This window comes from Pseudomonas sp. BP8, assembly GCF_017875955.1.
Lineage (GTDB): Bacteria > Pseudomonadota > Gammaproteobacteria > Pseudomonadales > Pseudomonadaceae > Aquipseudomonas.
Genome location: NZ_JAGINK010000001.1, coordinates 1,209,575 through 1,234,107, shown reverse-complemented (window position 1 = coordinate 1,234,107; position 24,533 = coordinate 1,209,575). Strand labels below are relative to the sequence as shown.

24 protein-coding genes are annotated in these 24,533 nt (G+C 59.8%); 2 read left to right on the top strand and 22 right to left on the bottom strand.

Going from position 1 to position 24,533, the window contains the following annotated elements; translation table 11 throughout:
* Positions 1-566: 566 nt before the first annotated feature.
* Entirely contained in the window at positions 567-1,163 is a 597-nt protein-coding gene (locus tag J3B00_RS05350; protein ID WP_209865085.1) for a hypothetical protein, read from the top strand.
* A gap of 12 nt (positions 1,164-1,175) precedes the next feature.
* Positions 1,176-1,529, top strand: coding sequence for a hypothetical protein (locus J3B00_RS05345; RefSeq protein ID WP_209865082.1), 354 nt, complete (start codon positions 1,176-1,178; stop codon positions 1,527-1,529).
* Between the two features lie 59 nt (positions 1,530-1,588).
* Here the strand turns inward: J3B00_RS05345 and J3B00_RS05340 are convergent, their stop codons facing one another.
* The 22 genes from J3B00_RS05340 to J3B00_RS05235 all read right to left on the bottom strand — a co-directional run bounded on the left by J3B00_RS05340 (position 1,589) and on the right by J3B00_RS05235 (position 23,726).
* On the bottom strand, positions 1,589-2,437 hold the full coding sequence (locus J3B00_RS05340; RefSeq protein ID WP_209865077.1) for a hypothetical protein: 849 nt from the start codon (positions 2,435-2,437) through the stop codon (positions 1,589-1,591).
* A gap of 37 nt (positions 2,438-2,474) precedes the next feature.
* Positions 2,475-3,047, bottom strand: coding sequence for a hypothetical protein (locus J3B00_RS05335; RefSeq protein ID WP_245362495.1), 573 nt, complete (start codon positions 3,045-3,047; stop codon positions 2,475-2,477).
* A gap of 5 nt (positions 3,048-3,052) precedes the next feature.
* On the bottom strand, positions 3,053-3,856 hold the full coding sequence (locus J3B00_RS05330; RefSeq protein WP_245362494.1) for a hypothetical protein: 804 nt from the start codon (positions 3,854-3,856) through the stop codon (positions 3,053-3,055).
* Between the two features lie 212 nt (positions 3,857-4,068).
* Positions 4,069-4,860, bottom strand: a complete 792-nt coding sequence (locus tag J3B00_RS05325; protein WP_209865071.1) for a hypothetical protein — start codon at positions 4,858-4,860, stop codon at positions 4,069-4,071.
* A gap of 12 nt (positions 4,861-4,872) precedes the next feature.
* Positions 4,873-5,850 carry a hypothetical protein gene (locus J3B00_RS05320; protein WP_209865068.1) on the bottom strand — a complete coding sequence of 326 codons (978 nt, stop codon included), beginning with the start codon at positions 5,848-5,850 and terminating at the stop codon, positions 4,873-4,875.
* A 132-nt stretch (positions 5,851-5,982) separates the two neighbouring features.
* Positions 5,983-7,305, bottom strand: a complete 1,323-nt coding sequence (locus J3B00_RS05315) for a type IV secretion protein (protein WP_209865065.1) — start codon at positions 7,303-7,305, stop codon at positions 5,983-5,985.
* Positions 7,306-7,384: 79 nt separating this feature from the next.
* Entirely contained in the window at positions 7,385-7,603 is a 219-nt protein-coding gene (locus J3B00_RS05310) for a hypothetical protein (RefSeq protein WP_209865062.1), read from the bottom strand.
* 102 nt (positions 7,604-7,705) lie between these two features.
* A complete protein-coding gene (locus tag J3B00_RS05305; RefSeq protein ID WP_209865059.1) occupies positions 7,706-8,905 on the bottom strand; it encodes an ATPase, T2SS/T4P/T4SS family in 1,200 nt (399 codons plus the stop codon).
* Entirely contained in the window at positions 8,902-9,849 is a 948-nt protein-coding gene (locus tag J3B00_RS05300; protein WP_245362493.1) for a type IV secretory system conjugative DNA transfer family protein, read from the bottom strand. The genes J3B00_RS05305 and J3B00_RS05300 overlap by 4 nt, the downstream gene beginning before the upstream one ends.
* 14 nt (positions 9,850-9,863) lie before the next feature.
* A complete protein-coding gene (locus J3B00_RS05295; RefSeq protein ID WP_245362492.1) occupies positions 9,864-10,364 on the bottom strand; it encodes a DotD/TraH family lipoprotein in 501 nt (166 codons plus the stop codon).
* A gap of 82 nt (positions 10,365-10,446) precedes the next feature.
* Positions 10,447-10,971, bottom strand: a complete 525-nt coding sequence (locus J3B00_RS05290; RefSeq protein ID WP_245362491.1) for a transglycosylase SLT domain-containing protein — start codon at positions 10,969-10,971, stop codon at positions 10,447-10,449.
* 2 nt (positions 10,972-10,973) lie between these two features.
* A complete protein-coding gene (locus J3B00_RS05285; protein ID WP_209865055.1) occupies positions 10,974-11,519 on the bottom strand; it encodes a hypothetical protein in 546 nt (181 codons plus the stop codon).
* Between the two features lie 181 nt (positions 11,520-11,700).
* A complete protein-coding gene (locus tag J3B00_RS05280) occupies positions 11,701-14,643 on the bottom strand; it encodes a TraM recognition domain-containing protein (RefSeq protein WP_209865052.1) in 2,943 nt (980 codons plus the stop codon).
* Between the two features lie 11 nt (positions 14,644-14,654).
* On the bottom strand, positions 14,655-17,717 hold the full coding sequence (locus J3B00_RS05275) for a type IV secretion protein DotO (RefSeq protein WP_209865049.1): 3,063 nt from the start codon (positions 17,715-17,717) through the stop codon (positions 14,655-14,657).
* Positions 17,718-17,780: 63 nt separating this feature from the next.
* Positions 17,781-18,527, bottom strand: a complete 747-nt coding sequence (locus tag J3B00_RS05270; RefSeq protein ID WP_209865046.1) for an HNH endonuclease — start codon at positions 18,525-18,527, stop codon at positions 17,781-17,783.
* A 72-nt stretch (positions 18,528-18,599) separates the two neighbouring features.
* Positions 18,600-18,980 carry a hypothetical protein gene (locus J3B00_RS05265; RefSeq protein ID WP_209865042.1) on the bottom strand — a complete coding sequence of 127 codons (381 nt, stop codon included), beginning with the start codon at positions 18,978-18,980 and terminating at the stop codon, positions 18,600-18,602.
* Positions 18,981-19,017: 37 nt separating this feature from the next.
* Complete coding sequence (locus J3B00_RS05260; RefSeq protein WP_209865038.1) at positions 19,018-19,602, bottom strand: type IV secretion protein DotIE; 585 nt, start codon at positions 19,600-19,602, stop codon at positions 19,018-19,020.
* A 14-nt stretch (positions 19,603-19,616) separates the two neighbouring features.
* Positions 19,617-20,240, bottom strand: a complete 624-nt coding sequence (locus J3B00_RS05255) for a hypothetical protein (protein WP_209865035.1) — start codon at positions 20,238-20,240, stop codon at positions 19,617-19,619.
* Positions 20,241-20,250: 10 nt separating this feature from the next.
* The gene (locus J3B00_RS05250; protein ID WP_209865033.1) at positions 20,251-21,690 is read right to left on the bottom strand and encodes a DotG/IcmE/VirB10 family protein; all 1,440 of its coding nucleotides are present in this window, start codon (positions 21,688-21,690) and stop codon (positions 20,251-20,253) included.
* A complete protein-coding gene (locus tag J3B00_RS05245; protein ID WP_209865029.1) occupies positions 21,687-22,703 on the bottom strand; it encodes a DotH/IcmK family type IV secretion protein in 1,017 nt (338 codons plus the stop codon). The genes J3B00_RS05250 and J3B00_RS05245 overlap by 4 nt, the downstream gene beginning before the upstream one ends.
* 2 nt (positions 22,704-22,705) lie before the next feature.
* Positions 22,706-23,470: a DotI/IcmL family type IV secretion protein gene (locus J3B00_RS05240; protein WP_209865025.1), complete on the bottom strand. Its 765-nt coding sequence runs from the start codon at positions 23,468-23,470 to the stop codon at positions 22,706-22,708.
* Entirely contained in the window at positions 23,460-23,726 is a 267-nt protein-coding gene (locus J3B00_RS05235) for a hypothetical protein (RefSeq protein ID WP_209865022.1), read from the bottom strand. The genes J3B00_RS05240 and J3B00_RS05235 overlap by 11 nt, the downstream gene beginning before the upstream one ends.
* Between the last annotated feature and the right edge of the window lie 807 nt (positions 23,727-24,533).

Sequence of the window (24,533 nt, the reverse complement as noted above, 5' to 3'; positions counted from 1 at the left end):
AAGTGCTTTAAAAGACAACAAAAACGGAAAAAATGCTCCAAGCCGCGCGTAATCCTCGCTTGGAAATTTAGCTTTATTCAGATACCTTGAAAAGAGCCCAAATCCTGCCAAATAAGGTCAGCGCGACGCCTGACCGAGAGGCCTGGAGCCTGAATGTGACGCACATGGCGACAGTGATTGCCGGCGAGAGGCACCAAGGAAAAACAGCGCTGAGATCCGGGTCGAAGGCTTGTACTGCGGGAGTTTGAGCAGCCACCCAGAGAAAAGATACGATTCTCAGATCGCGGCCGAACGGCTTTTCACGCGATCGTGTAGGTATGCTTCAAATCATCAAAAAAACGATTCATCCGACTCAACCGCAAGAAACAAAACAGTAAAAATGCTATGGTTATCGAGGACACGAACCGCGGGGTTCGTGAGGGATTACCCACAGCACGTCAGCGCAGAGGGATTGATTGCCGGCTTTCGAATACAGGAATGCGCGGCGCCCTAAGCACAGAAGCAGACGCTGCTGGATGCCGACTGATTCGGGCAGGCTCAAGCCCTGTGAAAAATGACGGACATAGATGCAGCTATCAATTCGCGATGCGAGCCGATTCGTGATCGGCGCCGGGTTAATGAGACAAAAAGCCATTGAGGCCTCAAACAACCCGGCAATTAGTTTTGACAACGTAGCGCAAGCCGCCCTGCGTGATACCCCTGACAGTCAAAAGATCCGTCAGACTATCGACGCACTCGCTGATCAAGAGGCGCAATGGCTACGCAACACGCCGCCTCACACCTTAAGTTCCGATCGGGTTATGCAGAGCCGGAAGGCCGAGGTCAACGCGTTCACGGCCATTCATCGCGCAGTGGTCAGCGCCGTAAGCTTCGAAGCAGCCAGCCCGGACGAGAAGGATGGCGAGCAAAGCGTACTACGCCAGTCGCTGCTCGACGCCTTGGAGGCGATCGACAATACCTCGGGTTCACGCGCTGACCGGGAGGGCCTGCTCGCCAATCTGCGTGATCAGGTGGTTTCTGTCTCCTCGGATGGCGACTTCATGAAGGGTGCGCTGCGCGATAGCGAGCAAGCGTACCTGGCCGCCGACCTGGACAAGACATTTGCCCGTTACAACACCCCATCACTGCAACGCAGCGCTGATCTAGACGACTACAGTCTGTAAGGAGCAAACGCCATGCCGACCGCACAGGACTTCCAGAGCTTCACAGCATCCGTATTCCCTTCTCAATCGGCGGAAGTCGTCATCGCCAAGCAGCCCGTGCTGGCTGACCACGGTCGCGACCTGCGTAGCGCGATCAACCAGCTTCCGCCTGAAGCCTCTCGAACGCTGCTCAGTGAATACGGAGCTGCAACCCCCGCTCTTGTGACCACCATCGAAGACGCGATTCTGCTGCGTGAGTTTGCGTTCGAGCACGCAGCCCAGCAGGCGAACTTGAGTAAGGATTGGCTGAGCGACGCAGACGCACACACCTCAGGTATCAATGAGTCAGTAGCAGCGTCGAACGACACCTGGAACATGGCCCCCTGAGCGCGAACAAGAAACCGGAGCTGTTCCGGCTCTTGTCCGCAATTGCACCAAAGCAACAATCAGCGCGAAGCAGCCTTCAGCTGGTAAAGGCTATCTTGGCAGCCCATGGACGCCACTGTGAAGCGCACTTCATACCGCGCATAGTCGCTGGCGCGCACGCCTGCAGGGCGACGCCCCTTATCGACGGCCGAGTGATACGCCAGAACCGCATCGCACGAGGTCATTTCGCTACCACGGGCGTTTAGCCTTGCCGCCTTCGAGCGCATCTGCGCCTCGAAACCCGCATCATTGATGGCAACCGGTGTACGCTCAGGCGTGGTGACCAAGGCGGTGTGCTGCCCCTTCGCTACCCCCAGAAAACCCACGATGATCGAGATGTTCCCAGCGCGATCAATACGCGGCATGCCTGTGAAGCGCGTCGAGAATTGCTCCATCGCAGCCAGCTGACTGGTCGTTCGCCCCGTCAACGTCGCCCAGTACGCCTCGGGCGGGTTATAGGCGTCGTAGGCCGGCGCGGCCCTGTCGTAGGGCTTACCCGCCATCTTCAGCTCCTGCTGCCTGCTAAAGTAGCGCTGACGGCATTTGCTGCTGGTTTCCGCGTCCATTGATTGCCCTGACTTGGCACTGTAGAGCAGAGCAGCGGCACACTCGTAATCATACTGGCCGTTGAAGTAGAGATACTGCCCACTCCGAGCCGGATTGCGCGTTGGCACCAGATCCAGCCCGCTACCTCCCGTACCGTTGGCGACCCCGGTAACAACCCCAGCTGGCATCATCGAGGTCAGCGAACTTACAGCCTCATCCGAAAAGCGAATCTTGGTCGTCCCGTCCGGCATCTGCTCGGTGGTTACACAGCCCGCCATAGCCACAGCGGCCAGAACAGGCAGGATGAGTTTGCACTTGATCATGCTCGTATCCTTACTTGAAAAATCTGCATGGGCGCGCTCAGAAGAACCGCCCCATATCTTGCTGTTTAACCTTGGCTTGCCGGGTGTCCTGCAGTTGCCGCACCACATCGCCAGAGCGCATCTCGATCGGCTCGCCACAGGGCTCACCGACCTCGACCACGTAGCCGTCACGAACACTTACCTGCACGAACCGGACGAACTCGGCGCGAGCCATGAGCGCGCGCTTGCTGCTCTCGTCGACGAAAATGCCAAGGGTCAGCGGCGGCATGCGCCCGTCCATGAAGTTGACGCCCTCGACCGACAGGTAGAGGCGATCGGACACGTAGGCGGCCTGAAAAGGCATGAACGACGCCCAGGCCGCCTCGAACGGCTGAACCCCCACGTACAGGGTGTTGCCCTCCAGCGCAAAACTGAAACGCCCACTTTGCATGGGCGAAAGCAGCATGACCTGATCGTGATTGGGATGACGCAGCACTTCGTCCCGCTTGAAGTTCGCCGTCCACCGCAGAAAGTTGGCGTAGGCCACGACCTGCCTGGCAGCCCGCGCTACCCGTGCCCGCTCTTCTGCGCTAATGGCCGGCCCCACATCCGTTTGGCCCTGGATACCCATCGATCTCAGTCCTCGTGTTTTTTGCGTTTTTCCAACATGCCGAAGAAGTCATCAAGGATCTTGTTCAACATCTTCTGCGGCGTGTGGCCGAAGTTCTTCGCATGCTCGGAAACACGCTCATGGTTGTCATTGCGCAAGGTGTAGGAGTTGGAAGGGTCTTTTTTCCGGTTGCGGAACGAAATGATCCCCGAACGGCGCGCCATCGACATCATGCGCTCGTAATCCGTGTGCGAAATGTTGAATTTCTTGCGGATATCGACCTTGGTCAGGCGCTCATCCGCCTTCATCAACCGCACACTTTCCAGCATCAGGTTATGTAGCTGGTTCAACCGCACCAGGTGGTTGAAGCCACTGTCGATCTGCCCTCGTTCCACCGCACCGCGATCGGTGTCAGGGCGGGCCAGGCCGCTGGAAAGGTTTTTCAGCACGACCTCGTCGGACAGGTCGAGCGGGTTGCGGTTCTTCTTGGTTTCCTTGAAGTCGGGCGACTCGCCGCTCAGGTAGTACACCGAGCCCTGCTTGGCAATTTCCACTTCGAGGAAGGAACAGGCCACCATGAAGATGTCTTCGGTGCAGAGCTTGCGCGACACACCTTGCTGAATGACTTCGCGGCTCAGCGCCTGATCAGCGGCGCGCATGGCGGCGTGGGTGTGCTTGGTCCGCTGAATGTCCTGGACCATGTTGAAATACGACTTCAACGGCAGCACCTTGTCCGACAAGTTGACCAGGGGGTGCAACTCCTTGACGGTGTCTGCCAGTACATCCGGCGAGGGGACCAGCAACGACCTCAGGCCTTGGGCAAGCGACAATAATTTCGCCCCGTCTTTCACTTCATTCGCTGGTCGCATATACGTACCTAAGATTTTCCAATCCAAATTAGTCTTCAAGTGCCGGCGGCGCAGAACAACCGCTCAAGCAGAACAGCAGCGCAAGGCGTGGTCGGCCTTGGCTGCTCATCTCCAATCCTGGAAAAGATCCTCCTTCGGCAACTGCATAGCAGCGAAGATGGGTGCAACGGAAATCATTGCGGTGCCAAACATCCGAGATCACCGCCCTGCCCTGGGTCAAGCCCCATGGACTGAAGCGTCTGCTTGGTCAGTTCCACCTGTGCCTTGATCGACTCGGGATCGTTCGCCATCTGCTGCGCGACAGCATTTTCAATCGGCGACTGAGTGGAAGCAAGATGTGACAGAGTCGACAATACTGCAATTACCAAAATTGGTGGCACGACCCACGCCAGCACCGCCTTGCGCCGGCGCGACTTGTCCTGCCGCGCCGCATCGCTGGCGGCCTGCTCGCGCAGAGCCTTGCGTGAGGGCTGGGGCGCTGCCGCGGGGTACGGAGCACCGACTGCAACGGGCGGCAAGGCCTCCGCATGCGCGCCCACGCGCTCAGCTTCGTCGCGCTGGAAGTAGTCGTTCAGGGCATCGTTCAGGCATTCCGACAGGGCCTGGCGCACCTTGTAGGCAACCAGTGCCGGGTCGATGTGGGTGAGTGAGCCCTTGCGATCCGTGTCGGCATGGAACATCAGCTGCAGGGCAGCCAGTTCGTAGTGCGACAGCGCCCCGGCATCCTCTTCGATCGCCAGGCTGGCAGCCCCCTTCAGCGCGCGCTGATGGCCGTCATCCTCGGCCACATCGAAACCGCTGACGACCAGGGAAAGCTGCTTGAACGCCTTGGGAATACGCACGGTCCGGGTGGCCCGCTGCGCGTCATGTGGGCTTTGGCTGTCGAACACTACCAACAGGTGCTGGCCCGCGCTAAAAATACGGATGCTGGGGTCGAACTCGAAGTTCGGGGCTTTGGCTTTCATGTACTTTGCTCCTTAAAGTTTTCCAAAGATGTCTTCAAGCACGACGGCTTGGGAAAGACCCGTCATCATCTTTGGCTTCCCTGTGCGGTGGTCGACGAAGAAGGCAGCCGGCACCCCCGCTTGCTCCTTGCCATTGTTTTCGAACGCGGCGTACAAAAACGCCAGATTGGTACTCAGTTGCTCGACCGTCTCCGGCGATGGCTCGGAGCGAATCTGCTCATGCTTGCCCAGCACGCGCTGAAGTGTGCCTTTGTCCTTGGCCTGCAGGATCGTGGCGGCAAGCGGCACTCCCTCGGCGGGGTTGCCCAGCGCTGCGGACGGAATCCACTTGATGGTATGGCCCTTTGCCGCGTAAGCCCTTGTTAGGTTGTACGCCTCTCTGCAGTACGGGCAGCGTGGGTCGATGATGATGTAGACGGTATCGCCGATGCCGCCATCGCCCTCCTTGACGCCGGCCAGTGAGTCCACTGTCTTCATCGATTCGGGTACCGTGCCTTGGAATTTACCGTCCATGGCAGCAGCCTCGCGCACGTTCGGGGACTCCACCGGCGACATCAGCGGCGCGGTGCGTGCAACCGGCGCGGCGGCGACTGGCGGGTTTGCGGGGCGAGGGCTGGCAGCACGGGCCGCGCCCGGCAGGAAGGCGTCGGAAATGTTCGCGCCCGATTCAGCATTCCAGGCCACCCCTGTGAACAGCACGGAGGAATCCGGCGTGCTGAACAGCACCACTTGATGGCCGTTCTTTTCCACGGTCCACGCGGTCAAACCGCCCAGGCCGACCGGGCGGGCGTCGACGATGCGGCCATAGCGCGATACCCGTTGCGCTGTCAGGTCATCGAGCGACTGCTGTGCAGGGTTAGCCGCAACGGCGCCTTGAGCGGTGATGAAGGAAGAGAGGTCTGCCGTTTGAGCAGGGTCGGCATGGGCGGCGGAAACCCCCGCCGCAAGCGCCGCCAACACGGCTAGAGGTCTTGCAATCACACCTTTCATGGCTCGATGTCCTTATTAATAATCCAATACGACCGTATTCTAACAAAAAAGTAGATCTTGGCACCAAAAAAACAAAAAAGGGCCATCTTTTGAGATGACCCTGATAGTGGCAATGCGCTCATCGCCGCAGCGTCAAGACACGCCTTGCTCAAGCGCTGCCGCCTGGGCTGCAGCATGCTTCTGCAGTTGCACCGCCTCGTAGCGCTGCTTGTCGGCCTCCAGGTACTTGTACGCCGACATCGCTTGCTCAAGGCCGTTAACCGCCTTGTCGAGCTGAGGTTCGGCCAGCGATACCCCCGCTTTGCACTCGTACAGGAAATGCGACAGGATCCCCGGCGCCTCCGGAAAGCCCGCCTGGCGGCCGATTGTCTGCAGGGCGTACCACATGTCGCGGTCGAAGAAGCGCAACCAGCGCATTTCCGCAGGTGGCAGCACCCCCAGGCGCCGGGCCTGGAAGAACATGGCGAAGATGATCGTCCTGACAAACGCGTGGGCGTGCAGAATGGCGCTGGCGTTAGGGTGCTTGATGTATTTCTGAATGATCGCCCGTGGCACTTCCAGGGGCACTTCAGGTTTCAACCACGCATGAGGATCTGGCGCGCCCTTGCTGCCCTTGCTGCCCTTGCCTGAAGGAGCCTTGAACTGATCCCAGCACCAGGCAATCATGTAGTCACTGTCGGCCATGGCCGCCTTGAACGCACTGTCATCCAGCGAGGCATCCGTCGCCACCACCCGGGGCAGCGCAATAGCCACCAGCAGGGTTTCGGCGGGAGACAGGTTGCCCACCCGGGTCCAGTGCTGCCCCAACTGACGACGCATCACTTCGGTGGCCTTTTCCCGATCGAGGGTAGGCGCCCAGGTCCGGTCCGCCTGCTCCGCCCAGCCACTGATCAACAGATGCTCATAGACAAACTGGCGAGACGTCTGCGACATGCCGAATACCGGATGGTCGAGCGGCTGGGCAATCAGGTCGAGCTCCGCGAACATGCGCAGGTGCGGGTACTGCGCCTTGCTCTCTTGCACATAACTCTTGATGTTATGCGTCTTGGTGAATTTGAGTTTGGGGTGAGTCTTGTTGATGCGGATGAACATGCGCACCGACAGAATCACCATCAGCACCAGCAAGAAACCGTTGATGACCAGCGAAGACGAGGTGATTTCGCTCCATGCCACCGTCGAAAAATCACGCTGGCAAGCGCCGACGATGCCGTCCGGAGAACACATCCGCCCGACCCATTGATTGATCGCAGAGATCCCCGGAAGCGTGGCGAAGTCGCCAATGACGCTCAACAGCCATAGCTGCACGTAACGGACGTAGACGTAGGCGGTCGCAATCTTGTCGTGGGCGAAGTACCACAGGCCCCAGCCCCCCAGGTACAGCACCAGGATGATGCCGATGAGCACTGCGGGGTCATCCCAGGTGAAGCTTCTTTGCCCTCCTCCTTGTTGCTTCATTCAACGCCTCCTTGCGCCGAAAATGCCTTCACACCCTCGACGCCGCAAAGAAATGTGCCGGCCTTGTGCATACTGTTTTCTACCTGACCAACTCTCTGAGAATGTTGTGCGTGGTACGCACTCGTCCTACCAGGAAAACCCCGGCCTGACGAAACACCGCCCGCACGGTCATTTTCTTCACGACCTCGATGTAGACCAACGCGAACGTCATGCACAGCGCCAACGGCAGTAGAAACTTCCACAACGCCGGCACCAGCAACAACATCAACCAAGGCAAGGCGGCGCTTGCGTTGATCACGAAAAAACGTGCAGGTGGCGCGCTTCTGCTCCAGTGATATCGACCTTTTGCCATAACCCCTCCCAACTCTCGCTTGCAATGCCATTACAGGACGCTCCCGGCTCAACCGTGGCGCAGATCGCGGGCGGTCGACTCGCTGATCAGACCCGCCGCGAGCAAGCGATCCGCTTCGGCGGCAAAGGTATGCCCTTCCTCGCGGACGAATTCGGCGACCCGCTGGGTTACCCGGCCCATGTCGGTCAAGTCCATCAAGGTGTCGCGTACCTGCTCGGTGAATCTCAGCCAGGACCGGGCCGCTGTGCGCTTGCCATCGACCGTGGGCACGAGCTTCTGCGCCATCATGAACCGGCTGGTATCGACCAGGTCGTAAATCGCGGTCGCCCGTTCCTGCTCGGGGAACCGCGAGATCATCCTGCGCATGATCGCCGCGACGTCCTTGGCGTGGACCGTGCCAAACACCGGGTGGCCGGTCAGCGACAATTCGACCGCCGCGCGAATGGTTTCCTGGTCACGCAGTTCGCCGATCACACATAGGCCGGGCGCACGCCGCATGGCCTCGCGGTTGGCCCGGTAGAAATCCTTGAAGTGCGTAGGAATTTGCGACTGAACGAAGATCGAGTGCTTGCTCTGAATCTTTTCGTAGGTGAATTCGATTGGTTCTTCGTGGCTGATCAGGTTGCCCTTGATCGGCGTGTCATTTTCAAGAATGAAGCGGTTGATGGCGGCAAAGGTGGTCGTCTTGCCATGGCCCGTCGCCCCGGCGATATAGACGATACCGTCACGCGGCGTGGCCATCCTCACGATCTCCTCGCTCAGGCCAACGTCCTGAATCCGTGGCGGGTCGTCAGGAATCGCCCGGATGACAATCTGGCACGATGTATCGCCATGGCAGGCAATGGGCGAGGCGTTGACCCGGTAGGCGTAACGCAGGCGCGCGCCGCGGGCATCCTTGCGCTGCGGGTCGAACAATTCGTAGCGCTCGTTGACCGCGGTGCCGGAGACGATGTCGGTGGTGGCCGTGTCGCGGTTGGCGGCCATCTTGAGCAGCTCGTTGACCTCACCGACATCCAGCGCACGCCGGGTGACCCCATACAGCCGGCCGTATTTCTTCACCACGACGGGCAATGCGGGCTGGATGAAGATGTCGCTGACGCCATGGCTCAGGGTTTCCAGCATCATCGCCTTGAACTGCTCAGGACGATCGAAGCGAAACGGGTCTTCATAACTGGTCAGCCGCTCCAGGCGCTCGATCAGGGCACCCGGCTCCAGCATCATCACGTCATCATGAAAGTCCTGCTTCATTGCGGCCGGCCTTCACTGGCCGCAGGCTGGGCGCGCAGCTCACCACCGCCGGGTGCGGCAAAGGCCTTGGCCGCACCTGGCTGGCTGGCAACGCCGGGCGCCGCTGCCGGGCTGGCTGCACGCGCGGGTGCCGGCCGGCGCACAGGATTGGCGACCGTCGAGGTTGCAATCGAGCTGCGCCAGGCACTCATGTTTTCATTGAACTGTGGCAAGGCGGTGATGCGCAGCAAGGTTTCGTCCACCGCCATCGTCTGCCCCTCTTTGGTGACGGGGATCGCGGCACCGGAAATGATCGGCATGGTGATCTGGCCGTGGCGGGCAAACTCGCTGAACCGGCGCATGCCATCGATATCGCGGTTCATCCGGTCGAAGCCATAGGTCAGCATCAGGTTTGCCTGTTCGACACCTTGTTTCCAACCGTCACGCACGGCCAGCTTCCATACCCGCTCTTCCTCGTCCGAGCGCGGCATCAGCGCCGACACCAGAGACGTGCGGTCCATGGCGGGCAGCGGGAAGCTCAGGTATTCGCGCCAGCTTGGCGGCACCGAGGAAAAGCGCGCTTGCGACTCGATCTTGTAGGACGCGCCGGAAAGACGCAGCGTGTAGTCACCGTCCTGGTTGTACAGGTGGCGCGCCTCGGTGATCACCGGCGGCACGACACGGTCCTGGATCATCAGGCCGCTGAAGTCGTATACGGTATCGAACTCACGCTCGCGCGACTTCAGGGCCTTGTTGATGTTGGTGAGCTGCCACGCCAGGCCGGCCTTTACCCCCACTTGCAACGCCGCATCGAGGATGGCCTCGCCGCGGGCCGCCGACGCCTGGTTCTTCTCGTCACGCATGGCCTCGACGGCCGACCGGGCATCACCGTTATCAGCCTGCTGCTGCACGTAGGCAGGCTTGTCATACAGGCGCTCGGCGTCTTCGAGGGTCATCGGGGGCATGTCCATCGCCATGATCAGCCCCTCCCCACAGCCAGAGGTACCGGCTTGTAGATCAGGCGCAGGGTATTGGTGCTCTTGTCGAGCACGACATCGGCGCCGGTATCGATCTGCACGGCGATATCCTTGAGGACGTTGATCGGCGTCGCTTTGCGCACCCAGATGTTGATGGGCTTGAGGTCGACGCGCTTGCCACTCTCGACATAGGCGTAGCCATAGCGGCGGGCGAACGTCTGCAGCAGCTCCTGGGGCTTGCCGATGAAGTCGATATCGACCTGGTCGGTGTCTACCGCAGCCTGCCTGGAAGCGGCCTTGACCCGGTCAGCCGTCAGCGACGATACATAGTTGTGCTGGGAGTTGACCGCCACGGCCACCTTGTCGGCAATGATCCGGCTGGCAAAGGCCTCGGTGTCATCGGTGGTGGGTTTGGCAGAGCTTGCACATCCGCCCAGCGCAACCAACGCCAGCAGCACGCCGCCTACCTGGCTGCAGCGCGCACCCATGAGCATTCCTTTCATGTAAAACTCCTGAAGTTGTAATTCTGATCGACCCGGCATGACCCTGCGCCCAAACGCTGCGGGCAGTCTGCGGCGGCCTGTTCTACTGGTAGCTGACCACGTACTGGGCGTGGCGCTGCTGTTCGAGGTACTTTCCCCATTTCACCGCGAGCGGGATCAGGTCTTTCTTGTAGATATCGTTGAATTTCCGGGTACGGGAATGGTAATTGGCGGCGCGGGTCCAGAAATCCTGACCGTTGTTTTCGTCGAGCTTCTGGCGCAGCAGCCAGGCCGCCAATTCCGCGTTGTAACAGCCGCGCCAGGCGACATCGGATTTGGTAATGGCCGGGTACGAGGCGAACACGCCTTTCGGGCCCCAATGGGTGGTGTTGATCTGGAAGTGGCCAAGGTCGGAAGTGCCGTTGGTGTTCGAGACACTTTGTCCGTTCTTGCCGCCTTCCTTGCTGGAAATCGCCAGCAGCACGTTGGCAGGAACCCCTTGGCGCTGAGCGGCCTGGACGACACAGTCGATATCGGCCGGGCGCACGGCATAGAAGTCGTCCGCCTGGACCAGCGCGGGCCACAGCGTCAGCGCGATGAATACGCGGTACAAGTGCGTGCCGGCCATGCTCAGATGATCCACTTCTGATGCTGGAACCAGAACCAGAACGCACCGTCGACAAACAACTGCCCTGTCGAGACCTGCCAGCTGCGGTAGGACTTCTTCATGCCGAACACCCACAGCGCGAAGCCGATCGACAGCCAGTTCAAGGCAACCATGATGCCCGCGCCGCTGGCGAGCATGTAAACAAAACCAAGCATGGCGAGCACGCTGGCGATGAAGAACGCCCTGGAATGCAAGCGATGGTTGCGCGCGATGCGCTCGATCTCGTCGCGCTCGATGGTGGTCAGCTGCTCTTTCACCCGTTCGTTGCGATAGCGTGCAGCGTGGTCACGGACCTTCTTGACGTCATCTTCTTCGAACAAGGCAAAATCGCAGTTGTTGCAGCCCCAGCTGTGCAGCACGCGGATCTTGCCCCTCGGGCTCTGCTCAAGCTCCTGGTGATCGCCCTCGTCCTTGAGCAGCACACCCCGCTCACACTCTGGGCAGGCGGGGCTGAAGTTCGACTGCCACAGCGCCTTGATGTGCTGGTTGCCCATACGCAGCTGATTCACGCCCAACGCCGCCATCGGCATTTTGATGAACGCGTACTTCGCTACTTTCTTCCCTGTGCTGAACAGCCCCATCGCCTCACCATAGCATGCAGAAATTCTAGTTTTTGATTATCTGTCAGATTTATATCGTCGTCAATTTATGACAAATCTATCTCACGGCGGCCGACCAATGGTCAGCCGCTTAACTGTCCTGCTGCCCCTCGATCAACGTGCGGCAGTGTGCATCCAGCTCACCCAGTTGTTTGCGCATCCCTGCCACACCGAGCGCTTCAGGCTCGGCCGACAGGGTGTAGGCCGTTTCGCGGCTGATGGCATCACAGGTGTTCTTGATCCGCTCTTCAGCCGCCCACTTGTCGGACAGCGACTCAAAGCCCTCACCGGCAGCCATCAGCTGCATGTCGAGCAACTGTTGCGGATCGGCGATTGCCAATTCGCCCACCCCGGCATCGTCCGGCAACTGTTCTTCTGTAGCCGCAACCACCGGGGCCACCGGCATACTCCCGAGCAGGTCAGCCACAGCCAGAAGGCTCGCTTCGATCGCCGCCGGGCTCAGCGGGTCGTGCGGCGGCGGGGTGGGCGCGGGTGCAGCCACCACCTGCGCCACGACTGCAGGCGCTGGTGTTTCCGGCAGCGGCGCAGCGGCACGCGGCTTCTGCAGCTCGCCCGTCAGGTACGCCCCGAGCACAGCGAACGAGGTATCCAGGCGGCCAAGCACAGGCCGGTCCGGATCTGCATAGTTATGTTCGAAGACGCTGTGCATCCGGGCAAAGGTGGGGTCGCCCTTGACCACCGAGCGCACCCGCTTGGCGAATGAGCCATCTTTCAGGCTGTCGACAAACGCCTTGCGCGACTCCCTGCTCTGCGGCAGATCCGACGGCTCGGGCGGCTCGACCGGGATGAAATCGTTGATGCGCATTTCTTTCGGCGCCGGGCCAGCGGTGTAGAAACCCAGGCCGCGGATCAGCGCAACGCCACCGGTCTTGCCGTTCTGCGATTTCTTGCCGATGAGGAAGGTGAATTCGCCGTTTTCCTGCATGGCAACATCGTCGTAGTTCAGCCGGCTGCGCTGCTCGATGGCGATGTTGTCGGACTGGCGCAGCTTGTCGTTGGCGCCGCCTGGCGAGCGCTCGAAGTTACCGACCATGGCCTGCGAAGACTCAGCCGCCGCACCCTGCACGCGCCGCCAGGTCTCGGACTCGGTACCCGACGTCAGTCGGCCAACCGCGCGAATATTGGTGTTTTCCCAGGTGGCATCAGCTTCTTCGGCACTGGACTTCTTCAGCGAAGAGAAGTCCTGCGCGGCGAACGTCACGCTGAAGCCCAGGCTTCGTGCCTGCGCCGGTGCCACCGCGAAGCCGACCACGGCGTAATAGCCGTATTCATCGAGGATGGTATAGAACGGGAACTGCGAACCCGTCGGGCGGCTGTCGATGATTTCGCGCACCACCCCTTCGACCCGGTTACCCAGGCAGCCGGCCATCATCTGCTTGATGCTGCCGACGATCATCTTGCCAAGCATGCGCATGCTGTCCGGTGCACGCTCCAGTGCCGGCAGCAGCACCACCAGCAGCCGGCGATTGATCACCACATCGTAGAAATCGACATCGCCGACCCGGGTCTTGAAGATGTGCCCATAGTTGAAGGTCAGGTCGTTGAAGATCCGCCCCAGCTGCATGACGATGTAACCGTGCTGCTCGAGGGTCTTGGTTTCCTGCTTCTTCAGCTTGGTTTTCTGATAGCCCGGCAGGGTCAGCAGGTACGAGCGCAACGGCGCGACGATGACATCGAACATGTCGCCGTACTTGCCGTCATGCTCCCAGACCAGCTCTTCGATGATGTTCAGCTCGAAGTACTCCAGGTACTTCTCTGGCGACAGGTTGATGTGGCCCTTGTCGCGCAGGTACGTCAGCGGGCGGGTCAGCGCCGCCACGAACATGATCGCGCGGCCTTTCCACATGTCGCCGCCACCGCCCGAGTCATCCATCAGCGACACGATCAGCTCGATCAACATGCCTGACGAGGTGTTGCCCATCATGTTCATGTTGTTGGTGACTTTATCGACCTGCTTTTCGACGAAGTCGCGGCCGGAGGTAATGAAGTTGATGATCAACAGGTCATCTTCGCGCCCCAGGTAGCGCGACAGGCGGAAGATCTCCTTTTGCAGCTTGGGGTCGCCCTTGCCGTCGACATAGATGAAGCCGGTGTTCTGCACCAGTGCGTTGAAGACGATCCCCAGCAACAGCTCGGTGTTGTGGGTGACCAGGCTGTCGTCGGTAATGTACAGGTGGTGCGGGTGATCGATCTCGATGCACTGGCACTGCGCCTGGCCGGCAGCGGTGACTTTCCAGACTTCTGCCCAACCGTCGAACTTGGCCGTACCGCGCTTCTTGCGCACCTTGGGCAGCATCACCACGACGCCACGCGCCATCAGTGCCCGAATGGCATCGGTGGTCACGGTATGGGCCTGTTCAGTGCCGTCCGGCTCGCGGCTGAGCACTCGCCAGAGGTGGTCGCCGGTGGCCTGGGCACGGCGGCCGTCGCGCGTGGCCAGGGTCCAGATCGGCTGAACGCCCTGTTCGATCACCCGCAGCACAGCGGCCTGCTTGCCATCCGGGGTAGACACGCTGTCGCCCACCTTGAGCTGGCCCATGCTGACCCAGCCCTGCGGCGTGAGCACCTTGGCGTGCTTGGGCTGGGGCTTGCCGGAACCGGTGGTGCCGAGTACCAGCTGGTGCGTGCGCAGGTCACTGTCGCCAGCGTAGATCTGCTCTTTGCTCTCCAGGTCGTTGCCGAAGAGGGTGACGCCCTCGCCCTTCTTCTTCCCTTTGTAGGAACCGTCGTTGACGTCCGCCAGCTTTGGCACCCGGTACGGGAAGTCAAACGCGCGGTTTTCCACCGCCACGAATTTGCGCTTGAAGGCCCAGGCCAGGAGCAACAGCAGCTCGCCCGAGAACGGCACCTTGATCAAGATCAGGGCCAGGATCGGCAACGCGAACGTACCGAATACCGCACCGTCGACGGACTGAAAGAAGTCACTGAAGCGCTGCCCGGCGAGACGGGTATCCTTGCGCCGCCGGCTGCTGCTGACTTCATGCTGACGGGATGCGCCCTTGTACTGAGCCATCTGTCGCCCCCTTAAACCACGTCTTCGAATGCACTGGCGCTGATGTAGTCAGCGACCAAGTCCTTGGCGATCCGCGCAATCACGGACTGTTCCATGTCGTCATCGACGAACTCGACGTCTTTGAACGTTTCGCGCTTGAGCCGCTCGACCATGTCCTTGCAGCCCCCTGACGGGAAGCGTCGGGCGAGCAACGCCAGCGCATCCGGGCGCGGCATGTGCTCGTAGAGCATGGTGCGCAGCTTGCGGTCTTCGGCGGTGGTGGTCAGCGCCCAGAGCCGCATCGGCCCGGCAGACATGGTGAACAGCTGGCTGTAACTGGCGTTCTTGGTCTCGAAACGCGCCAGGAAGGTACACCCGTGCTTGTTCGCACCGTGGACGAAATTGACCAGCGCATGTTCTTCGGTATCGGAAAGGCCGATGTTCTTTCTCAGCCAGTCGCGGGTTTCCTTGGTGCCCGAGTCAAGGATGAACGTCGCCGTGGCAATCTTTGTCAGGGGGCCAAAGTCCTCCATCAGCTGGGAGGCCAGGATGATTTCCATGTTCCATTTACGCGCCTCGCGGCCGTCGGTCTGCATCTGCTCCTGAAGCCCGGAATGGCCGCCGGTCTTGTGGAACTCGTCCATGCACATGACCTTGTATTCGTCGACCAGATCGGCCACCAGGCGCTCGTAGAACGGCAGGTATTTCTCGGTGAAGAAGGGGAAGTCCTCTTTGGAGAAGGCCACTTTCTTCATGAAACACTGGCGAGCGATCATGTACATCAGGGCCGTCTGCTTCTTGGCCGAAGCCGAGCCCTGCAGCGCCACGTCCTGCAGGTCGAGGGCAACGATACGGGCACTGCCCACGTCGAAGCGGGTGTGGTCGGAGAACACCGGGAAGTCGCCAACGGATTCGCGAATGCCGAGGATGAAGGCATCGACCAGGCTGCGCCCTACCTCACCAGAGCCTTCGTATTCGGCGCGCACTTCTTCGGTCGACGCCACCGCCACCAGGTCATTGAGGGTCGGCACCGCATAGCGCTGGGTTACCTCTGCTTCATAGACCATGCCGGCGTCGAACATCGCATCGACCAGTTCCCAGTAGGTGGTGGCGGGCAGAATGCGGAAACCCAACTGCGCCACCGCGGTGTCGACCACATCGTTATGGCCTGGCTTGTAGGTCTCCGGGCTGGCCCGCTCGATCTTGTCGTCCTTGCGCCGGTAGGCCAGATCGACCATCCGCCCAACGAAGTTGCTCATCCCCTCGTAAGGCTTTTCGCGCTCGGGCGGCGTCACCAGAATGGTCAGGAAGTTCTTGTTGAACTCGCGGTCCTTCGGCAGCGGGTAACGCTGGCCCAGCGGCGTATCCAACGGGTTGATGCAGTCCTTGCGGGCGTTCTGCAAACGTTTGTACACCACCAGGTGATGCAGCCTGGGCGGCAGGTTGTCGCGAACCAGGTCGCAGAAACCGGACGAGGAAATTCCGATATCGGTAATGCCGATGTAGGGCAGGCCGGTCAGGCCAGGCATCAGGCACGATTCAAAATGGTTGTTGTTCATCAACACCGATTTACCCGAACCCGGCTTGCCGGCGATCAAGGTGATCCAGGTGGTCTGCTGGGACGAGAAACGCTGATACTTGAGGATCTTGCCGTCCAGGCTGCGGTAGATGGTCGAGCCCTCCTGGAACGGCGAAGCAGGCCGGGTCAACGGCAGCATCGCCACCGCATCGCCCAGTGGCGCTGCAGCAGGGTTGCCCAGGTGCTTGGTGGTCAAGGCCAGGCAGTTGGACTGGAACGCCTGCATCGGGTTGCCAGTACGCTCGATGAACACCGGCTGGCCCCACGCCTCCAGGGTGCGCCAGAGCTTCGACTTGCGCAGCGCAAGCTCCTTCACGCCTTTCTCGTCAGGGCTGGACCAGGTCATCGCGGCCACTTGCAGCTTGACCATGCACTCACCGTCGCGCACCCGCTCACGCAGCTCTTTGGTGGCCAGGTTGATGTTGCGGTTCTGTTCGGAGGTGACCGACAACAGTTGGGCAAACAGGCTTTTCCAGGCCAGCACACTCATGCCATCGGAGGACAGCATGATCGACACCGAATACGGCAGCGCTCGCGACACGCCGTTTTCCTGGGTTTCGGCACGGTTGAGGCTGTTGAACAGCGTATTGAAATACTGCGGCTCTGCCGGCGGAATCGACATCAGCAAGGGCGCATAAACGCGCGATCCGACCCGCACACTGGTCGGGTCCGGGAGCAGGCTTGAGCGCTGCCCACTGCCAATTTCGCCCGAGGTGACCATGATCTGGCTGGGCAGCGTGGGGAACATGAACTCCGATTTGTCATCGCTGCGGTCGTTGGTCTTCCACCGCATGGGGATCGCGCTGCCCGGGATGTAGGGCTTCCAGGTACGCGGAGTGATGTCCGGATTGACCTTGGCACGGATCGCGCGAATCGCTTCACTGACGTCGAGGATATCCGCCGAGCAGCCGAACTCGGGAGAAGTCAGGTCCTCGGTAATCTTCGCCACGAAGGAAAGATGACGATCCTTGAGGTAGGAGATTGGCCGCAGCAGGTTCTGCGCATCAGCGGTTGCTGGCCAGTCTGACGCTTTCCTGAACTCATTGGTGGCTTCCCGGGCCATTGTCCGTTCGGTCTGGTCGAGCAACGCAGGTCGCGACCAGAACACCAGGTAGCATTCTTCGTCATACACATACTGGGCGTACTTTCTGACACCTTCATTGATCAGGTGACGGACATTCAAACTCAGGCGTTCAGCGGTAGCCGACTGCTGCAAGGCGTTCTGCTCCAGCGGCGCGGTCGCATCCAGATCGCGACTGAAGACAATCTGCAGATGATGCCCGCGCACCTTGAAGTAGACGGCCAGAGAGGCTTCCAACAGGCTCACGAGGCGTTCGAACTGCTCGCGGCCGAGCACGCTTTTGGTGCCATTGAAGCGGACGATGGACGCCAGCGAACCGTCGTTGGCGACGATCGATTGGCCGCCATCGACCGTCTCAAGATCGCAATAGTCCTGCACGTCTGCCTTGAGCTGGCTCAGAACCGTCAGGATCACCGCCTCGAGTTTGTTAAACATTTCCTTGTTCTCCCTTGATAACCTTCTCAACGGCGAGGCTGATCAGCTCTGCGGTCTGGTGCATTAAGCAAAATTCTTCATTAATTGGCCGGTCAATGCGGACCAATTGCCCGGCAAAAACAGCGCGCGGTTATGTTCCGCGTAATATTCAAGCTGTCCGTCCTTGAAGGCGTTCTTGGTGGGGAACAGGCGCAGCGGCGCCAGCCATTCACCGCGCCTGGCGTATTCTTCGTCGCTGACAAGACTCTTGCTCGCGAGTGTTTCCGCTACACCCAGGACGGTGATGACTTCACCGCCGAACACTTCTTTGAGCGAGTCACTGCCACGAAACTTGAACGCGGCGAGCAGGCTGGTAAGTTTGTCATTGACGGCCGCATCACCTAACAGCTCATTGACATAGATACAGCGGGCAATGTTGTTGATTTCTGTCTGCGTCAGTTCCTGCACGGCGACGAAAAAGCCCGAACTGTTCATTGCGCAGGCGCCCAGGTGATGCACTTGGCGACACAGGTTGCAGGCAGTGACCAGGTTTTCTTTGGTGCAGTTGTCGACGTTGCCGTCCAGTGCATGCAGCTCTTGATACTTGGCCGATTTGAAACCACAAAAGCGGCAGGTGTAGTTATCCCGCTGCAACACAGACGTGCGAAGTTTGGCATTCGCTTCACCGTGAAGTTTGCCTGGAGCATCGTCGGAGCGCCAAAGTGGCCGGCGTACACCGAAGACTGGCTGGTTGGCAGTTCGGCTGACATAGCCGCTTGCCAGGGTGGGGATATCGACTGCCTGGTTACCAGCAGAGGGTTGCTCGCTCACGTCTGAAATCCCCGAAACGGTGTTGAGAATGCGGGGCTTTGCGCCCCGCCTTACGGTCAGCGACGCCCAGCCTTAACCGACGGTGGTGTTGCGCATGATCCACATCACGGTGCCAACACCCGCCATCAGGCCGCCGATGAACAGGCCGACAATGGCGGACAGCGGCTTTTCACGCTCGTCCTTGGAAGCTTTCCACAGGGTGTACAGGGACATGGCCACGACCACGAAGCCACCAATCGACACCAGGGAGATGAGCAGCGTGGCACCGCCCTGAGCTGTGTCGTCGATGTTGGTCATGACATCGCTGGCAGTCTTGCCGCCGGAAGTATCCTGGGTCAGGTCGGTCTTGCTGATGGCGAAGGCCGACGGGGCTGCCAGGACACCTACTGCAGCAGTGATTGCGCGAACTTTGGCCGAATCGTAAGCAGCTTTCAGGGTTTTCAGTGCTTTCATGAGTGACGCTCCTTGGGTTTCATATATCGAAAAGCCGTTACGACCACGGCGTGAAAAGTCCAACCAGATTGAATCCGATCGTGTTGTTGAGTACATCGCTGAACCATTTGAAGTTCCACGCCAGGATGCCGCCAATAATCCACCCACTGGCAGTGCCGAGGCCGGCTTGAGTTTGATTGTTGTAATAGCCGTTGACCGTCAACCAGCCTTTCACCATGGCAATGAAACCGACCACCTGCATGATGCCCAGCAAGGCCAGTGTTGCCAGTTGCGCCTGTGCTTGTAAGGTGCTCCCGGAAGAGGAGTAGGACAACATGCGCGAATTGGCATAATCGCCGGTCAGCGTTCGCGACATGATGCCCATCCATTCCAATGTGCCGATGGCCAGCAGAATAGAGCCGATAACCAATTGCACGCAGGCCGAGCCAACGGAAAAACGCTGGCGCCCGGCAACATACTTCAATGCGTTATCGTGGGTCACACCCCAGAGTTCCACGAGGGCGGACGCGGTCAGGTAAAGCCCGATCAGCGCGGCAATTCCCTGGCACATCATAATCGCCGTCGGGACAACTTTCCCGATGTTGACCATCACGTCTACTAGATCGGCATATCCGGCTGCCATGAATACTTCCCTGTTTAAAGAGCGGGTGTGGTGACCACGATTCCGCTGTCACGATCTACGGCGAGCACTTTCAGCTCGCGACGAACCGGGGGCAATGGGTCACCGGCTTTCACGCTGTCTTCGCGATCACCGCTCTGGACCCAGGCCCGGTGGCCGACCACCGCCTGCACTTTGTAGCCGGTCGATTGCGGGATGGGGTGAGCGTTCTTGGCCAGCCCCTGAGCCTGATTCTGTACCGGTGCCTTGCGCGGCGGCTTGACGATCTCGACGCGCTGACGACTCGCCTCGAAGGTGTCCATGCGCTGATTCAGACCGGCAATGGTGCTATCCAGCTGATTGATCTGACGCAGCAGCAGCTGGGTATTGCGCTCGGATTCCTGGCGCACGATCTTCAGCTGTTTTTCACTGTTCTGCTGGGCCTGGAGGGCGGCTTGCGCCTGCTCCTTGGACTTGGCCAACTCAATGCTCAGCACGTCCATCCGCGGCCCCTGCGCAGCTTGCGCCTGGGCTTGCGCGACGCGCTTGGCTTTGGTCGCGGGTGACGAGGTCGTCTTGATAACGACCACGGCAATGATGATGAGGGCCACAAAGCTGCCGGCAAATACGCCTAAAAGTTTTCCGAACGACCAGTTCTTCATGTCGAACTCCTTATCGAGATTGATCGTGAACGTCTTGCAGGAAGAACAGGCCGAAGCCCTTGTTCGCAGGCGTCGCGTAGGTTGCAGGGCGGTTGAATCCACGCCGCACTTCCGACGCAATCGATGTCCCCATCTCGCCAACCGACATACCGATGACCTGCTTCGAGGAGGGCTCGGTGGTGGTCTGGGCAACTACGCCACTTGGGCTGATGACCGTCGTCCCCGCAGTTTGCTGATAGGCCCGGCCGTAGCCAGACAGCAGGGAGGCAGCGCCCAGGGCGAAGTAGCGCTCCATGGTGTGGTGATCCTTCGTCTCGGCAATGCCTTGCTTGGCATCGTCTTCGCGAAGCGCCACCGCACTGATGCGCATGGTCGGCCGCGTGTCGTTCACAGGCGGTGCAAGAATGGTGAACTTGACGCGGATGTTATCCGGCGCCTGCTCGATTTTGCCGATGAGCTTGGAGCCGTTCCACTTGCCACCACGAATGGTTGCCAGCACATCGCCGCCGTCATCGGTGTTGACCTCCGCATCGAGCGTGGCATACATGATCGTGCCGGTCTTGATCAGCATGGCTCGGTCGGTGTCACCCACCGCCTCGATGCCGTTGCGGTCTTTCTCGGTCTTGGCGGTGCGTGCTGCACCGCCACTGTCGTTGGCCACACTGCGCTCTGCCGGGTAGTAGCTGACCGTGCTGAAACTGCTTTTTTCAGCAAATCCTTTGGCGCTTTCCGATTCGCCCATCAGCTGCTTGATCGACTTGAGTGTTTCACTCTTCAGCTCGGTGACGTAGGCGTCACGCTCTTGCTGGGCCTTCTTCAGCTCTTCCTCCAGGCGTCTGCGTTCCTGCTCATCCGCCTGGGCGTTGGCCGCGCCACCTTGCTGCCGAGCGCCCTGGGTACCGGCCGCAGCATCCCGCGGCGGTTGCCCCGCACCGACATAGATCGGCGGCTGCTGACTCGCAGTGTTGTACGGTTGGCCAGGCACATTGAACTGGACAGTCTCGTCTAGAGCGTGATCCCTGCCGGTGGACACCACGATGTTCGGATCGAAGCCTGGCTGATACGACATGCCGCGCTCAGCGGCCTGCTGAGCCTCCAGGGAGCTTCGCTGATTGCGGCGCTCTGCTTCGGCTGCAGAAATCGGGTCGACCGACACCTCTGGCTGCGGGGCTCGCGGCACATCGACCTGGGCCGTCTTGCCGACCGGTTCGTCCTTGGACGTCATGCCGTTGTAAGCCATTGCTCCCAAGGCAACCACGACGACTCCAGCAGCAATCAGCGAGACCTTGCCGACACCGGAGCCGAACACGGCCTGCAGATTGCGCTGCATCTCGTGAGATTTGCGCGTCTTGTTGGTTTGTCCGTCGGAAGACTCGTCGCGATCAGCTACCAGGGATTCGTGCTCTTCATCAAAGCCGGCGTCACTCGACGGTGTATTGTTCTCACTCATTGCAGATTCCCTTGCTCGATGAAGACGGTAACGGCTTGCCCACCGGTCGTGAACGTGACGCTGTTCTGCAAACCGGCGTAGCGATAGACGGCCACGCCAGTCGTGCTCCGCGCAGCATTGGTGTACGCAGGGTATTGAGCGTCAGCCTTCGCTTTCACATACATGTTCTGGCGATAGCTCCAGGCTTCCACGCCATCCAACCCGGTGACCCTCAAGCGCTGCGCCTCTTTTGGCGGTACGCCGTCCAGGAAGTAGGTCAGCGCATTGTCGATGCTCGGCATGTTCATCAGGGCAACCCTGGCCACGGCGTCAGGGTTGCGCCCTGGCACCTTGGCATCCACGCGCATGTCCACTTCTTCCTGGCCGGCAGCCAGAATCAGAATGATCGGGGTGGACAGCCCCCGCAGAGTGACCGTCACGTTGCCGTAGGCCGCAGCAGTGGCTGGGTCGAGGGTCAGGATGTTGGTGGGCGCGACATTGCCCGCCTGCCCGCCCTGCCCAGCGCCACGCTCGCGCCCATCGCTGAACAGCTCGCGGTTGATCGACACGTTCTGGATCATCCACGGCTGCCCGGCGTAGTCAGAGAACACAATCGACGATTGCTGGCCTTTGCTCAGGCGAACAATGGGCGGGGACACACCTGGATCAAGGTCCAGGGCCAGGGTGCGAGTCACGGGCTTGGCCGGGCTGACGTAGGGCGTGGCCTTCTGTTTTTCACGCTCGAGCCAGAGCTTTTTGACCAACTCCAGCTGTGCAGCGGTCAGTTGCGAGTCCTGCACATCCTGAATCGTCTCGTTGACGACATCTTCCGGGCGTGGGTAGACCACTTGAGCACTGCTGGCCACCTGCCGACCCAGACCGTTCATGGGCGGCAGCGGCGGCGCTTCATTTGCCTGCGACGCGGCACCCTGCGCGGCAGCATCGGCGGAGGCAGGCGCGTCTTGCAGCTCGTTGGCAAAAACAGGCATAGCAATAGCGCTCGCAAGCAACGATGCGATCAGATGCTTCTTCATGGTCACTTCCTTGAGATGTACGGCGACAACTGAACAGAATCGACGGCGATCCCTTTCGTGTTAGTGGCCGAAGCCGGGATCTGAACAATGGTTACAGCCGCCAGGAAGTCCTGGCGTGAGCGCGGCTGCTGGTCACCACCGACGTAGAATTCGATAGCAACCGGCACTTGCACCAACCAGTAGTTCTGTCCTGTTGCGAGCACGCCGCTCTCTTCGACCTGGCCGACTTGAGTGGCCATGGCGCGCAAGATCATTCGCCCTTTGAGGACGCGTTCCAGGTTCCCCGAATCGTCAAGCGTCTTCAGGAATGCCTTGCGCCCGTCATCCGTGTACCAGCGGGCCCCTGCGGCATTGAGGTTGGAACGGTAATTCACGTAGTCGTAGGAATATGAGTTCACGACAGCGTCCTTGGCGTACTCGGCCAACGTCGCCGGCGTCACACGCGGATTGCTTTCCGTCGAGACTTCACAGATTGCGTGGTTGTCCGTAGTCGGAATCCAGCGGTACTTCGGGTACCAGAAAACCACTGCTCCAATGGTCAAACCGAACACACAAGTAAGCACCAACAGTTGGCCCCAGACACGCTTGTTACGGCGCTTGAGGTCGAGGCACTCCAACTGGAGACGCTTGACCTCCCTGACGGTAGCCGCCGCTTCCCCGGGCGTTTCGTCCAGCGCCAGCTCCAGCAGCTTCTCCTCATCGGTGCCCCGGCGAACCTCCGGCGCATCGCCACTCGGGGTTCCGTGCTGGGTTTCCTTACTCGACATTCCGGATTTCCCCTGTCGTTCCGTCATAAATGCAAATCGAGTCGGTTCCGTCATAGAACACGACGTTTTCAAAGTTGGTTTGTGTCACGAGCCAGATGGCGGCGACCGCTACACAGGGGAGCAGACCAATGCAGGCCCATTCACCGATATCCAGCAGAACGCAAAGCATTCGGTTGTAGCGTCGTAGCGCGCGAACATCCACGTCTTCGCTGGACCTGCTGCCCCATGACGTGGTCGTTGATTCGAGTTCATCCATATCTCGCTCCGTGAGCAGCATTTTCAGCCAAAACTTAGAAAGGTGCAACACCGAAATTTTGACAGATAGGAACAATCCTTGCAATCCGCGACGTATTTTTGCACATCGAGATGCTGACCATATCGTCAAAACCAGGTTCGTCAGAGCCAAGCTGTAACGCTTGAGTCATGATGAAAATGAGCCTTCAAGCACAGCCACCCCTCCCGATCTAAAGCCCTAAAGGCTTGATTTACGGGGGAATTCAGGAAATGGCGATACCGTGCAGGCCCATACGCTCAGGTGAGGAGGTCTACACAAGAACACGACTTTGAAAATTATCGGCCGAAGCTTTCTTTTAGATCTATGCCTCTTGGCTATTCATGTCGATCAGAATGGCCGGAGTCAGTCGTAGGCGGGCATGATGCAAGGGCCGAGCAAGCGTTAACGGATTGGGATTTCCGCGCTTTACCGGCGACATTTGAGCAAGGGATAACCGCAGGCCTCGCAACACATCCTCCATGACAGGCCTTTAGTCAGGGTCGAAAACACCCCATGAATCCTGTTCGAATGGCGATTTTCCACTATCCGCTCATATTTATGCGATGGCGGCTTTTTGCCACCAGCCCAGCCGTTGACCGCTGACGGCTGCGAACGTTCAGCATTTGGCGAGATTTGTCGGGTTAAATGGCTGTCCGCGACGGAAAGATAACTGCGATGCGCCACCGAGGAATCGCCAAGCTGCAGCTGTACGCGGCTTGTCAGGCGAAATCCTCGAAGGGGGTTGGCGGGAGAATCAGACTTAATGGCAGGGGGGCGCCTGATGGTATG

What these genes read in the sequence shown, in the direction of transcription:
- J3B00_RS05350 (WP_209865085.1), top strand. Translation starts at nt 567, where the DNA reads ATGCAGCTATCAATTCGCGATGCGAGCCGATTCGTGATCGGCGCCGGG.
- J3B00_RS05345 (WP_209865082.1), top strand. Translation starts at nt 1,176, where the DNA reads ATGCCGACCGCACAGGACTTCCAGAGCTTCACAGCATCCGTATTCCCT.
- J3B00_RS05340 (WP_209865077.1), bottom strand. Translation starts at nt 2,437, where the DNA reads ATGATCAAGTGCAAACTCATCCTGCCTGTTCTGGCCGCTGTGGCTATG.
- J3B00_RS05335 (WP_245362495.1), bottom strand. Translation starts at nt 3,047, where the DNA reads ATGGGTATCCAGGGCCAAACGGATGTGGGGCCGGCCATTAGCGCAGAA.
- J3B00_RS05325 (WP_209865071.1), bottom strand. Translation starts at nt 4,860, where the DNA reads ATGAAAGCCAAAGCCCCGAACTTCGAGTTCGACCCCAGCATCCGTATT.
- J3B00_RS05320 (WP_209865068.1), bottom strand. Translation starts at nt 5,850, where the DNA reads ATGAAAGGTGTGATTGCAAGACCTCTAGCCGTGTTGGCGGCGCTTGCG.
- J3B00_RS05315 (WP_209865065.1), bottom strand. Translation starts at nt 7,305, where the DNA reads ATGAAGCAACAAGGAGGAGGGCAAAGAAGCTTCACCTGGGATGACCCC.
- J3B00_RS05305 (WP_209865059.1), bottom strand. Translation starts at nt 8,905, where the DNA reads ATGAAGCAGGACTTTCATGATGACGTGATGATGCTGGAGCCGGGTGCC.
- J3B00_RS05300 (WP_245362493.1), bottom strand. Translation starts at nt 9,849, where the DNA reads ATGCCCCCGATGACCCTCGAAGACGCCGAGCGCCTGTATGACAAGCCT.
- J3B00_RS05295 (WP_245362492.1), bottom strand. Translation starts at nt 10,364, where the DNA reads ATGAAAGGAATGCTCATGGGTGCGCGCTGCAGCCAGGTAGGCGGCGTG.
- J3B00_RS05290 (WP_245362491.1), bottom strand. Translation starts at nt 10,971, where the DNA reads ATGGCCGGCACGCACTTGTACCGCGTATTCATCGCGCTGACGCTGTGG.
- J3B00_RS05280 (WP_209865052.1), bottom strand. Translation starts at nt 14,643, where the DNA reads ATGGCTCAGTACAAGGGCGCATCCCGTCAGCATGAAGTCAGCAGCAGC.
- J3B00_RS05275 (WP_209865049.1), bottom strand. Translation starts at nt 17,717, where the DNA reads ATGTTTAACAAACTCGAGGCGGTGATCCTGACGGTTCTGAGCCAGCTC.
- J3B00_RS05265 (WP_209865042.1), bottom strand. Translation starts at nt 18,980, where the DNA reads ATGAAAGCACTGAAAACCCTGAAAGCTGCTTACGATTCGGCCAAAGTT.
- J3B00_RS05260 (WP_209865038.1), bottom strand. Translation starts at nt 19,602, where the DNA reads ATGGCAGCCGGATATGCCGATCTAGTAGACGTGATGGTCAACATCGGG.
- J3B00_RS05255 (WP_209865035.1), bottom strand. Translation starts at nt 20,240, where the DNA reads ATGAAGAACTGGTCGTTCGGAAAACTTTTAGGCGTATTTGCCGGCAGC.
- J3B00_RS05250 (WP_209865033.1), bottom strand. Translation starts at nt 21,690, where the DNA reads ATGAGTGAGAACAATACACCGTCGAGTGACGCCGGCTTTGATGAAGAG.
- J3B00_RS05245 (WP_209865029.1), bottom strand. Translation starts at nt 22,703, where the DNA reads ATGAAGAAGCATCTGATCGCATCGTTGCTTGCGAGCGCTATTGCTATG.
- J3B00_RS05240 (WP_209865025.1), bottom strand. Translation starts at nt 23,470, where the DNA reads ATGTCGAGTAAGGAAACCCAGCACGGAACCCCGAGTGGCGATGCGCCG.
- J3B00_RS05235 (WP_209865022.1), bottom strand. Translation starts at nt 23,726, where the DNA reads ATGGATGAACTCGAATCAACGACCACGTCATGGGGCAGCAGGTCCAGC.